The following is a 10,754-nucleotide window of genomic DNA, read 5'->3' on the forward strand; positions in this document are numbered from 1 at the left end:
CCCCTCAGCCCACCCCCGGCAGCGCCTCCGCGCTGCCGCCGTGGCGCGCGCGCAGCTCCCGCTTCAGCAGCTTGCCCGCGGTGTTGCGCGGCAGGTGGTCGGCGAAGATCACCCGCTTCGGCAGCTTGTAGGGCGCGAGCGTCTGCCGCGCATGGGCGATCAGCGCCTCCTCGCTCGCCTGCTGGCCGGGGCGCAGCACCACCACCGCCGTCACCGCCTCGATCCAGCGCGGGTCGGGCAGGCCGACGACGGCGCATTCCGAGACCGCGGGGTGGGTCAGGATCGCGTCCTCGACCTCCCGGCTCGCCACCAGCACGCCGCCGGTGTTGATCACGTCCTTCACGCGATCCACGATGGTGATGTAGCCCTCCGCGTCCATGGTGCCGACGTCGCCGGAGTGGAACCAGCCGCCGCGGAAGGCCTCCTCCGTCTCCTTCTCCATGCCCCAGTAGCCGGTCAGCAGCTGCGGCGAGCGGTGCACGATCTCGCCGCGCTCGCCCGGCGGCACGTCGCGCATCTCGGCGTCCACGATGCGGGTCTCCACGGTCAGGATCGGGCGGCCGACCGAGGCGGGGCGCGCCGCGTGCTCCTCCGGCCGCAGCACCGTGGCGAGCGGGGCGATCTCGCTCTGGCCGTAGCAATTGTAGGGCAGCGCGTTGGGCAGGCGGCTCTGCAGCTCCTGCAGCACCGGCACCGGCATGATGGCGGCGCCGTAGTAGAGGCGGCGCAGCGAGGAGAGGTCGCGCCTCCCGAACTCCTCGTGCCGCAGCAGGCTGATCCAGGCGGTGGGGGGCGCGAAGAAGCTGGTGATCCGCTCCCGCTCGATCAGCGCCAGCACCCGCGCCGGCTCCGGCGCCTCGATCAGCAGCGTCTCGGCGCCGACCAGGAGCTGGGGCATGGTGAAGGCGTGCATCTGCGCCGTGTGGTAGAGCGGCAGCGCCGCCAGCGCCCGGTCCTCTTCCGAGAAGTCGAGCGCCATGGCGGCGGCGGCGTATTCGGCGATGTAGGCGCGGTGCGTCATCATCGCCCCCTTGGGCGCCCCGGTGGTGCCCGAGGTGTAGATGATCTGCACCAGGTCGGTGTCGGAGAGCGCCTCGTCCGGCGGCGGCCCCCGGTCCCAGGCCGGATCCAGCGCGGCGGCGAGCGCATCGGCCGCGCCCCCGCCCCCGTCTATGGTGCCGCGCAGCGTCACCCCCGCCTGCGCCGCCGCCTGGTCCGCCGCGGCGGCCAGGGCGGGCTGGTGGAACAGCGCCCGCGCCCCCGACTGGCGGAGGATGTAGGCGAGCTCCCCCGGCGTCAGCGCATAGTTCGCCGGCACGTGCACCAGCCCCGCCCGCGCGCAGCCAAGCCAGAGCAGCAGGTAGCCGTCCGAGTTGCGGCCATAGGCCACCACCCGCTCCCCGGGCGCGAGCCCCGCCGCGAGCAGCGCCCGCGCCACCCGGTCCGCGGCGCGGTCGAGGTCGGCGAAGCTCCAGCGGCGGTCGGCGAAGCGCAGCGCGGTGCGGTCGCGGTTCCGCCGCGCCGCGCGCCGCAGCGCGTCGCCGACGGTGCTGCGCCCGGCCCGGGCGGCATTGGCGTCCATGGTGGTCTCCCTGCTCTCGGCCGCGCCCGGGGCGCGGGCGGCGCGCAGTCTGCCGGGCCGCGGCGGCGATGCAAGGCCCGGGCGGCGTCAGGGTTCCCCGGGCCCGCGCAGGATCGCCACCTCCGGCGCTCCGCCCGCGCGCAGCAGGCCGCGATGCATCCCCGCGGTGCCGAAGACCAGCGCCGCCGCGCCGGCCGCGTCCACCGCGACCAGCCCGCCCTGGCCGCCGCTCTCCGGCACGCGGCCGAGCACCACGCGCTCCGCCGCCGCGCGCAGGCCAAGGCCGCCGAGGCGCATCAGCGCCGAGACTTCGTGCGCCGCGGCGCAGCGGATGAAGGCCTCGCCGGTGCCGGTGCAGGAGACGGCGACCGTCCCGTCCGCCCAGGTGCCGGCGCCGATCAGCGGGCTGTCGCCGACCCGCCCGTCGCGCTTGCCGGTCATCCCGCCCGTGGAGGTGGCGGCAGCGAGCCGGCCGGCCGCGTCGCGCGCCACCGCGCCGACCGTGCCCATGCTTCCGGGGAGGTCGTGGTCGAGCGCCACCCGCCCTGCCGCCGCGGCGAGCTGCGCGCGGCGGTGCGCGGTGACGAACCAGGCGGGCTCCTCGGTCGCCAGCCCCTCGGCCGCGGCGAAGGCGTCGGCGGCGGGGCCCACCAGCAGCACGTGCGGCGTGCGCTCCATCACGCGCCGGGCCGCAGCAACGGGGTTGCGGATGCGTGTCACCGCCGCCACCGCCCCGGCCCGGCCGGCGGCGCCGTCCATCACCGCCGCGTCCATCTCCACCCGGCCGGCGGCGGTCAGCGCGCTGCCGCGGCCGGCGTTGAACAGCGGACAGTCCTCGAGCGACCGCACCGCCTCCGCCACCGCGTCGAGCGCGGTGCCGCCCCCCTCCAGCACCGCCCGTCCGGCGGCGAGGGCGGCGAGCAGCCCCTCCCGGTAGGCGGCCTCGCGCGCCGGCGTCAGCTCGGCCGCGGGTGGCGTGCCGGCGCCGCCATGGATCGCCAGGGTCCAGCCGCTCATGCGCCAAGCATTGCCGCGTAGCCGCCGCTGGCGAGCCCCGCCGCCGCCTCGCGCACCCGCGCATCGGTCAGCGCCGCCAGCTCCTCGGCGTGGCGGTAGCCGGGGGCCCCGCCGGGGAAGCCGCCCGCGGTCGCGGGGTGGAGATAGATCTCGGTGGTGCCGGCGGGCAGCAGGGGCAGCACGGCCGCGAGCCGCCCGGCGGTGAAGGCGCCGGACCAGGCGAGCCCCACCACCCGGTCGGGCGCGGCAAGGCCGAAGCGCGCGGCGAGGCGGCGCAGCAGCGCGGCGAAGGGGACCAGGGCGCGGCTCTGGGTACGCGGTGTGGCGGGGTCGGCGGCGCGGACCAGAGCCGGCGGCTCCCAGGGGATGCGCACGGCGCGCACGCCGTGCTCGCGCGCCGCGCGGAAGGCGAGGGCGGCGATCACCGGGTGCAGGTGGAAGTGCCGGTGGGCGTTCAGGTGGTCGCAGGGAAGGCCGGTGGCGCGGAAGGCGGCGAACTGCGCCGCGATCTCGTCGCGGAGCTGCCGCCGCGCCGCGCGGCTGGCGGCGAGGGCGAGGCCGAGCGCGGCCATGTCGTCGCGCAAGCGCCCGTCGGGGCCGACCAGCGCCGGGATGCGCGCGGGCGGCAGCACGGGCGTGCCGTTGGTCAGCGTCAGGTGCAGGCCGATGGCGAGGCGCGGGTTGCGGCGGGCGATCGCCACCGCCCCCGCCGCCGCCCGCTCGCCCACCATCAGGCTGGCGGCGGTCAGCACGCCCTCGCGGTGGGCGCGCTCCACCGCCTCGTTCACCTCCGGGGCGAGGCCGAGATCGTCGGCAGTGAGGATGACGCGGCGCTCCGGCCGCGCGCGGGCCATGGCGCTCACCCTGCCCTGCCGCCGGGGGCCTGCCCCGGCTCGATCATCGTCCCGTCCCGGCGCATGCGGTAGCGCCGACCCTGCCATGTCACGCTGCCGCGGGCCAGCCCCGCGAGCCAGACGGCGAAGGAGAGCAGGTCGCGCGCCGGCAGCAGCGCCAGCCGCCCCGGCGCGGGGCGGCGGCCGAGCGCGCGGTCCACCAGCACGGCGAGCGCCAGCCGTGCCCCGAGCGCGGTGCCGAGCGTGGCCAGGCCCCACCCGCCGGGCAGCAGCGCCGCCGCCAGCAGCCCGAAGGGCAGCGGATGGGTCAGCGCCATCCCGGCATAGCCGCGCGGGTCGAGCTGGCGCACCGTGCGCGCCCAGCGCAGCTCGTGCGCCAGCAGCGCCCGCAGCGAGGGCTCGGCCATCACATGCCCCGGGATCACGGGCGCCACCACCACCCGGAGGCCCAGCCGCCGCACCGCGGCGCCGAGCGCGTGGTCGTCCGCGAGCAGCCCGGCCAGGGCGCGGAAGCCGCCGATGCGGCGGAGCGTCTCCGCGCGCAGCGCCATGGTGGCGCCGTAGCAGCCCTGGGCGCGGCCCATCGCCTCCCCCAGCGCGGCGCTGGGCAGGAAGTGCCAGTCGATGCCGAGCGCGGCGAGGCGCGACCAGGGCGAGGCGTCCGCCGGTTCCCCGCGGTAGAGGCAGGTGACCAGCCCGATGGCGGGGTCGGCGAGCGGCGCCGTCACCGCGGTCAGCCAGTGCGGCGGCACGGCGATGTCGTCGTCCACCGCCACCAGCACCGGGTGGCGCGCCCGCCGCGCCAGGTTCTCGAGCTGCGAGGCCTTGCGGTTCGGTCCGTGCAGCGCCGGGTCGCGGATCAGCGCCCCGCCCCCCGCGGCCAGCGCCGCCTCGGCCACCGGCACGGCCGGGTCGGCCGGGTCGCGCACGGCGCAGAGCAGCTCGAAGGGCGCGGCGTGGCGCTGGGCGAGGGTGGTGCGCAGCGTTCCCTCAAGCCCCGGCGCCCGCCCGTGCAGCGGCTTCAGCACCGAGGCGGGCAGCGCCGGCCCCGCCGCCGGCGCCGCGGCGGCGAGGCGGCGCACCGCCCGCGCCGCGAGCAGCGCCGAGGCCGCTCCGGCCAGGGCCAGCGCCGCCGCCGCGAGCCCGGCGGCGAGGAGCGCCGCCTCAGCCATGCCGCGCCGCGATCCTTGTTCTGATTCCGCGACGCGCTTCGGCTACCTTCCCCCGCGCCATGACCCGCATCCCCCTCCTCGCCCTGCTGCTCGCCCTGCTGCTCGGCGCCTGCGCCCAGTCCCCCGCCGGACGGCAGGCCGCGACCGGCGCCCCCCCGGTGGACACCGGCGACCCCTGGGAGAACACCAACCGGCGGATCCTCGACTTCAACCTCGCGGTGGACGACTGCTGCATCCGCCCCGTGGCCCTCGGCTACCGCGACGCGGTGCCCTCCTGGGTCCGCACCCGGGTGCGCAACGTGATCAACAACATGGACGAGCCGCGCTTCGTCGCCAACAACCTGCTGCAGGGCCGGCCGCTGGCGGCGGGCGAGAGCCTGATGCGCTTCTTCATCAACTCGACCATGGGGCTGGGCGGGATGTTCGACATGGCCCAGTTCGGCGGGCCGGAGCGCAAGCCGCGGGATTTCGGCCAGACCCTGCACGCCTGGGGCCTGCCCGGCGGGCCCTACCTGATGCTGCCGATCGCCGGCCCCTCCAACCCCCGCGACACGGTCGGCATGGTGACGGACGGATTCCTCAACCCGCTGAACTGGCTGATCCCGATCTGGGGCATCGCGGCGCGCGACGTGGTCTGGGGCATCGACGCGCGCGAGCAGACCGTCGAGGCGCTGGACGCGCTGCGGGCCGAGTCGCTCGACTTCTACGCCAGGCTGCGCAGCGTCGCGCGGCAGCGCCGGGCGGCGGAGCTTGGCCTCGCCACGCCCGAGGGTGTGGGCCTCGACGTGCTGGACGACCCGGGGGAGGAGGCGCCGCCGTCGCGCTGAGGCGCCGGGCCGCGGATTGGGGGTTGCGTCCGATCCGCTCCGGGTCCAAACCGGCGTCTGCCCCCCGCCCGCCCTAGCCGGATGCCGCGATGCAGGTCTACCTGCCGATCGCCGAGATGTCGGTGGATGCCCTGCTGCTGGTGAGCATCGGCTTCGCCGTCGGCTGGCTGTCCGGCCTGTTCGGCGTGGGCGGCGGCTTCCTGCTGACGCCGCTGCTGATCCTGATCGGCATCCCTTCCCCGGTCGCCGTCGCCTCGGGCGCCAACCAGACGCTCGGCGCGAGCGTCTCCGGCCTGATCGCGCAGTGGCGGCGCGGCAATGTGGACGCGAAGATGGGCACGGTGCTGCTGGTGGGCGGCCTCCTCGGCTCCGCCGCCGGGGTGCAGCTCTTCGGCCTGCTGCGCCGGATCGGCCAGGTGGATCTGGCGGTGGCGCTGTTCTACGTGGTGGTGCTCGGCACCGTCGGCACGCTGATGGTGATGGAGAGCGTGCGGGCCATCCTGCGGCGGCGCCAGGCGGTGCGGCGGCGGCTGCACGAGCACCTCTGGGCGCACGGCCTGCCCTTCAAGATGCGCTTCCGCAAGTCGCGCCTCTACATCTCGGTGATCCCGCCGCTGCTGGTGGGGTTCGCGGTCGGCGTGCTGTCGGCGGTGATGGGCGTGGGCGGCGGCTTCATGCTGGTGCCGGCGATGATCTACTTCCTCGGCATGCCGACGGCGGTGGTGATCGGCACCTCGCTGTTCCAGGTGGTGTTCGTCACCGCCAACGTCACGCTGCTGCAGGCGGTGCAGCTCGGCACGGTGGACATCGTGCTGACCATGCTGCTGCTGCTGGGCGCGGTCGCCGGGGCGCAGTTCGGCGCCGCCATGGGCGCGCGGCTGCGCGGGGAAGAGACGCGGGCCCTGCTCGGCCTGCTCGTGCTCGCCGTGGCGGCGAGCCTGCTCTGGGACCTGGTGCGGCCGCCGGAGCGGCCCTTCAGCATCGGGCCGGCGCTGTGACGGCGCCGTGGTGGTGGCTGCTGCTCGCGCTCGCCCTCGCTCCGGCGCGCGCGGCGGCGGCGGAGCCGCCGCTGGTTGCCGCCCTGTCGCAGGGCGTGGTCGAGGTCACCACCGGCTTCACCGGCGCCACCCTCACCGTCTTCGGCAGCACCGGGGAGCCGATCGGCCCCGGGGGGGACGAGGTGGTGATCCTGGTCCGCGGCCCCACCCGCCCGATCGTGGTGCGGCGCAAGGTGCAGGTCGCGGGGCTGCTCTGGGTCAACGGGCCGTCGGCGCGGTTCGAACACGTGCCGGGCTTCTACGCCCTGGCCGCCACCCGTCCGGCCTGGCAGATCCTGCCCGAGCAGGAGCGGATGCGGCACGGCGTGGGCCTCGATGCCCTGCCGCTCGAAAGCCGCGGCGCGCGCGGCCCCGCCTTCCGCGCCGCGCTGCTCGCGCTCGAGACCGAGCGCGGCCTGTGGTCCGAGGACGCGACGCCGGTCGAGATCCGGGGCAACCGCCTGTTCCACGCCACCATCGCGCTGCCCGCCACGGTGCCGACCGGCGAGTACCGGGTGGAGGTGCTGCTGGTGCGCGCCCGCCAGGTGGCGGCGCGGGAGGAGCTCGGCTTCTGGGTGAACCGCGTCGGGGCCGCCGACCGCATCGCGACCGTCGCCGAGGTGCAGCCGCTGGTCTACGGTCTGGCCTGCGTCCTGCTGGCGGCGCTGGCCGGCTGGCTGGGCAGCGTCCTGTTCCGGAGGAGCTGATGCCGCAGACCGAGGAGGAAGCCGCCGCTCCCGCGAGGCGCGACCGCGTCTTCCTGGTGGTGGTGGACGACAGCCCGGAGCGCGAGGTGGCGCTGAAATACGCCTGCCTGCGCGCCCGCAAGGGCGGGGGGCGGGTGGCGCTGCTGCGCGTGCTCGAGCCCGCCGAGCTGGTCGAATGGGCCGGGGTCGGCGCCATGATGCAGGAGGAGCGCCGGGAGGAGGCGGAGAAGCTGCTCTCCGGCCTCGCCGCCCAGGTGAACGAGATGACCGGCACCCTGCCGATCCTGATCATCCGCGAGGGCGACCCCCGCGACGAGCTGCTGGCGCTGCTCGAGGAGGATCCGCGCATCTCCATCCTGGTGCTGGCCTCCGCCACCGGGGGCGGGGGGCCGGGACCCCTCATCACCGCCCTCACCGGCCGCTACGCCGCGCGCCTGACCGTGCCGATGACCATCGTGCCCGGCGGGCTGGACGACGCGGAGCTGGACCGGGTCACCTGATCCGGCCCCGGACCGGGCCCGCCGGCGGTTGCGCGGCGGGCCAAAGCAGACCAGATCAGTCGGGAAACCCGCGTGGACAGGACCGCATGTTCATCGAGACCGAAGGCACCCCCAACCCCGCCACCCTGAAATTCCTCCCCGGCCGTGAGGTGATGGGCGCGCGCGGCACCGCCGACTTCGCCGGCCCCGAGGCGGCGGCGCGCAGTCCCCTCGCCGCCCGCCTCTTCGCCCTGCCCGGCGTCGCCCGGGTGTTCCTCGGCGCCGACTTCATCACCGTGACCCAGAGCGGCGAGGCCGACTGGCAGAGCCTGCGCCCGCAGGTGCTCGGCGCCATCATGGAGCACTTCCTGGCAGGCCTGCCGGTGCTCGAGGGCGAGGACGAGGACGGGGCCGAGGACTACGACCCCGCCGATGCCGAGATCGTCGAGCAGATCAAGGAACTGCTCGACACCCGCGTGCGCCCGGCGGTGGCGGGCGATGGCGGGGACATCGTGTTCCGCGGCTTCCGCGACGGCATCGTGCGCCTGCACCTGCAGGGCGCCTGTTCCGGCTGCCCCTCCTCCCGCGCCACGCTGAAGCACGGGGTCGAGAACATGCTGCGCCACTACGTGCCCGAGGTGGTGGCGGTGGAGCAGGTGGAGGCCTGACAGCCGCGCCGAGGCCGCGACGGGCGCCCATCGGGGATGCCGCGCCTCTCCGAGGGGGTCGCGGAACCCGGCCGGCGGCCGCCGTGCGAGCCCCGCCATTCGCCGCGGTGATGGGGCCGATGCGCGGCCGCGATTGGCGCCGGCCGCCGCGCCGCGCCTATCAAGCCGCCGAGGCGCCGCTCCGTCCCTCCGCCTCCGCGGACCGGGCGCGGGCGGCGACGGCACCAGAGACAGGGATCCGCACCCGATGCTGACCGACCCCTCGATCCTCGACGACCGTGCGCTCGACCAGATCTTCCGTGCCGCGCGCACCCACAACCGCTGGCAGGACCGGCCGGTGCCGGACACCAAGCTGCAGGAACTCTACGACCTGCTGAAATGGGGCCCGACCAGCGCCAACTCCTCCCCCGCCCGCTTCGTCTTCATCCGCACCCGCGAGGGGAAGGAGAAGCTCCGCCCCGCCCTGTCGGAGGGCAACACGGAGAAGACGATGGCCGCGCCGGTCACCGTCATCGTCGCCCACGACCCGAAATTCTACGACCTGCTGCCACGCCTGTTCCCGCACACCGACGCGCGCTCCTGGTTCGCCGGCAACGAGGCGCTGGCCCACACCACCGCCTTCCGCAACGGCACGCTGCAGGGCGCCTACCTGATCATGGCGGCGCGCGCGGTGGGCCTCGACGCCGGGCCGATGAGCGGCTTCGACAACGACAAGGTGGACCAGGCCTTCTTCGCCGACACCGGATGGAAGTCGAACTTCCTGGTCAACCTCGGCTATGGCGACCCCTCCGGCCTGTTCCCGCGCAGCCCGCGGCTGCCCTTCGACGAGGCGTGCCGGCTGGAATGAGGGAGGGCGGCGCGGATCGCCCGGCCTCCGGCCCGCCGCTCGCGGGCGGCGCCGCTCCGTGCCCGACCCTGGAGGCGCTGCGGTCCGTCATCCTCGGGGCGTTCCCGGAGCTTGCGTTCTCGAGCTTCGCCCTCCTCACGGAGGGGTGGGACTGCGTCGCCGTCGATGTCGATGACCGGCTGATCTTCAGGTTCCCGCGCCACCAGGCGGCGGAGCGGCGGCTGGCGAAGGAGGCCGGGCTGCTCGCCGCCATCCGCCCGGCGGTGACCATGCGGGTCCCGGAGCCGATCCTCCATCCCGGCCCGCCGCTGTTCGCCCGCCACGCCAAGATCGCGGGCGAGCACCTGCTGGGCGCGCAGTACCAGGCGCTGCCGGCCGCGTCCCGGCAGCGCCTGGCCGCCGACATGGCGCTCTTCTTCGCCGAGCTTCACGCGCTCGACGCGCGGGTGATGGAGCGCGCGGGGGCCGGGCCGGTCACCCCCTGGCTGCCGCCGGAGGCCATCCTGCGGCGGGTCTGGCCGGTCCTGCCGCCCCGGCTCCGCTCCTACGCCGAGCGGACCATCACGGCCTGGCAGGACCTGCCGCCGGACCCGCACGGGACGACCTACGGCTTCTTCGACGGGCATGGCTGGAACATGGCGTTCGACCATACGGCCGGGCGCCTCAACGGCCTCTACGATTTCGGCGGTTCCGGCTTCGGCCCCCTGCATCGGGAGTTCGTCTACCCGAACTGGATCGCGCGGGACCTCACCGCGCGGATCGTCGCCGAGTACGAGGCGCTGACCGGCCGCGCCCTCGATGGCGCGCGCATCGCGCTGCTCAGCGGCGTGCTCCGGCTGTCGGAGCTCGCGGACCACGCCGGGGATGCCGCGCGCGCCCCCGCGATGCTGAGGATCGTCGCGGACTGGGCCGGCGGCCGGCCGCCGTGAAGGCGCGCGCCCCGGAGCCGGGCCGCGCGTTTTGGCGCTCAGGGGATGGCGTAGCGCAGGGCGTTGAGCCCGAAGGCCCGCGCCGGGCCCTCCTCGCGCATGCCGATGCGCCGCAGGACGCGGACCGAGGCCGCGTTCTCGGGCAGCGCGTAGGCGACAAGGCGCGTCAGGCCGAGCCGGCCGAGGCCGTAGTCGCGGGCCGCCGCCGCGCCCTCGCTCGCCAGGCCGCGGCCCCAGACAGTGCTGTCCAGCAGGTAGAGGATCTCGGTCTCGCCGCCGAGTTCGGGCAGCAGCCGCAGCCCGCAATGGCCGAGCAGCCGGCCCGTCTCCCGCTCCTCCACCGCCCAGGGGCCGTAGCCCACCGCCTCCCACTGTGCGGCAAAGCGGGCGACGAGGCGCGGCGCATCCTCCGCCGCGCGGGCGGCCAGCGCCTCGCCGCCCGGGAGGAAGCGCACCACCTCGGGCCTGGCGCGGATCGCCGCATAGGCGGGGGCGTCTTCCGGGCGGAAGGGCCGCAGGCGCAGCCGCGCCGTCAGGACGCTCCGCGCCTCCATCCCGCGGCCGCGCGGTCAGGCCGCGACGGCCTGGCCCGCCGTGGGATCGAGCCGGTAGCCGCCGCCCTCGGTCAGCAGCAG

12 protein-coding genes are annotated in these 10,754 nt (G+C 76.0%); 7 read left to right on the forward strand and 5 right to left on the reverse strand.

Going from position 1 to position 10,754, the window contains the following annotated elements; genetic code table 11:
* Positions 1–4 precede the first annotated feature (4 nt).
* The 4 genes from ET526_RS14115 to hpnI all read right to left on the reverse strand — a co-directional run bounded on the left by ET526_RS14115 (position 5) and on the right by hpnI (position 4,625).
* Positions 5–1,582, reverse strand: coding sequence for a fatty acyl-CoA synthetase (locus ET526_RS14115; RefSeq protein ID WP_135468347.1), 1,578 nt, complete (start codon positions 1,580–1,582; stop codon positions 5–7).
* An 87-nt stretch (positions 1,583–1,669) separates the two neighbouring features.
* Positions 1,670–2,599, reverse strand: coding sequence for an isoaspartyl peptidase/L-asparaginase family protein (locus ET526_RS14120; protein WP_135468348.1), 930 nt, complete (start codon positions 2,597–2,599; stop codon positions 1,670–1,672).
* Positions 2,596–3,453 (reverse strand): hopanoid biosynthesis-associated protein HpnK, encoded by an 858-nt coding sequence (gene hpnK / locus ET526_RS14125; protein WP_135468361.1) that lies wholly within the window; start codon positions 3,451–3,453, stop codon positions 2,596–2,598. Before hpnK ends, ET526_RS14120 begins: the two co-directional genes overlap by 4 nt.
* A gap of 5 nt (positions 3,454–3,458) precedes the next feature.
* Positions 3,459–4,625 carry a bacteriohopanetetrol glucosamine biosynthesis glycosyltransferase HpnI gene (gene hpnI, locus ET526_RS14130; protein WP_135468349.1) on the reverse strand — a complete coding sequence of 389 codons (1,167 nt, stop codon included), beginning with the start codon at positions 4,623–4,625 and terminating at the stop codon, positions 3,459–3,461.
* A 59-nt stretch (positions 4,626–4,684) separates the two neighbouring features.
* Here hpnI and ET526_RS14135 point away from each other — a divergent pair, with 59 nt between their 5' ends.
* The 7 genes from ET526_RS14135 to ET526_RS14165 all read left to right on the forward strand — a co-directional run bounded on the left by ET526_RS14135 (position 4,685) and on the right by ET526_RS14165 (position 10,119).
* Positions 4,685–5,452, forward strand: coding sequence for an MlaA family lipoprotein (locus ET526_RS14135; protein ID WP_135468350.1), 768 nt, complete (start codon positions 4,685–4,687; stop codon positions 5,450–5,452).
* Positions 5,453–5,541: 89 nt separating this feature from the next.
* Positions 5,542–6,450, forward strand: a complete 909-nt coding sequence (locus tag ET526_RS14140) for a sulfite exporter TauE/SafE family protein (RefSeq protein ID WP_135468351.1) — start codon at positions 5,542–5,544, stop codon at positions 6,448–6,450.
* On the forward strand, positions 6,447–7,196 hold the full coding sequence (locus tag ET526_RS14145; RefSeq protein ID WP_158295590.1) for a TIGR02186 family protein: 750 nt from the start codon (positions 6,447–6,449) through the stop codon (positions 7,194–7,196). The genes ET526_RS14140 and ET526_RS14145 overlap by 4 nt, the downstream gene beginning before the upstream one ends.
* Entirely contained in the window at positions 7,196–7,696 is a 501-nt protein-coding gene (locus ET526_RS14150) for a universal stress protein (RefSeq protein WP_135468352.1), read from the forward strand. The genes ET526_RS14145 and ET526_RS14150 overlap by 1 nt, the downstream gene beginning before the upstream one ends.
* Before the next feature lie 86 nt (positions 7,697–7,782).
* The gene (locus ET526_RS14155) at positions 7,783–8,343 is read left to right on the forward strand and encodes a NifU family protein (RefSeq protein WP_135468353.1); all 561 of its coding nucleotides are present in this window, start codon (positions 7,783–7,785) and stop codon (positions 8,341–8,343) included.
* A 247-nt stretch (positions 8,344–8,590) separates the two neighbouring features.
* Positions 8,591–9,190, forward strand: a complete 600-nt coding sequence (locus tag ET526_RS14160; protein WP_135468354.1) for a malonic semialdehyde reductase — start codon at positions 8,591–8,593, stop codon at positions 9,188–9,190.
* The gene (locus ET526_RS14165; protein WP_135468355.1) at positions 9,187–10,119 is read left to right on the forward strand and encodes a phosphotransferase family protein; all 933 of its coding nucleotides are present in this window, start codon (positions 9,187–9,189) and stop codon (positions 10,117–10,119) included. Before ET526_RS14160 ends, ET526_RS14165 begins: the two co-directional genes overlap by 4 nt.
* Before the next feature lie 38 nt (positions 10,120–10,157).
* Here ET526_RS14165 and ET526_RS14170 read toward each other — a convergent pair whose 3' ends face one another.
* Positions 10,158–10,673, reverse strand: coding sequence for a GNAT family N-acetyltransferase (locus ET526_RS14170; protein ID WP_135468356.1), 516 nt, complete (start codon positions 10,671–10,673; stop codon positions 10,158–10,160).
* Between the last annotated feature and the right edge of the window lie 81 nt (positions 10,674–10,754).

The organism is Crenalkalicoccus roseus (assembly GCF_004761865.1).
GTDB classification, from domain to species: domain Bacteria; phylum Pseudomonadota; class Alphaproteobacteria; order Acetobacterales; family Acetobacteraceae; genus Crenalkalicoccus; species Crenalkalicoccus roseus.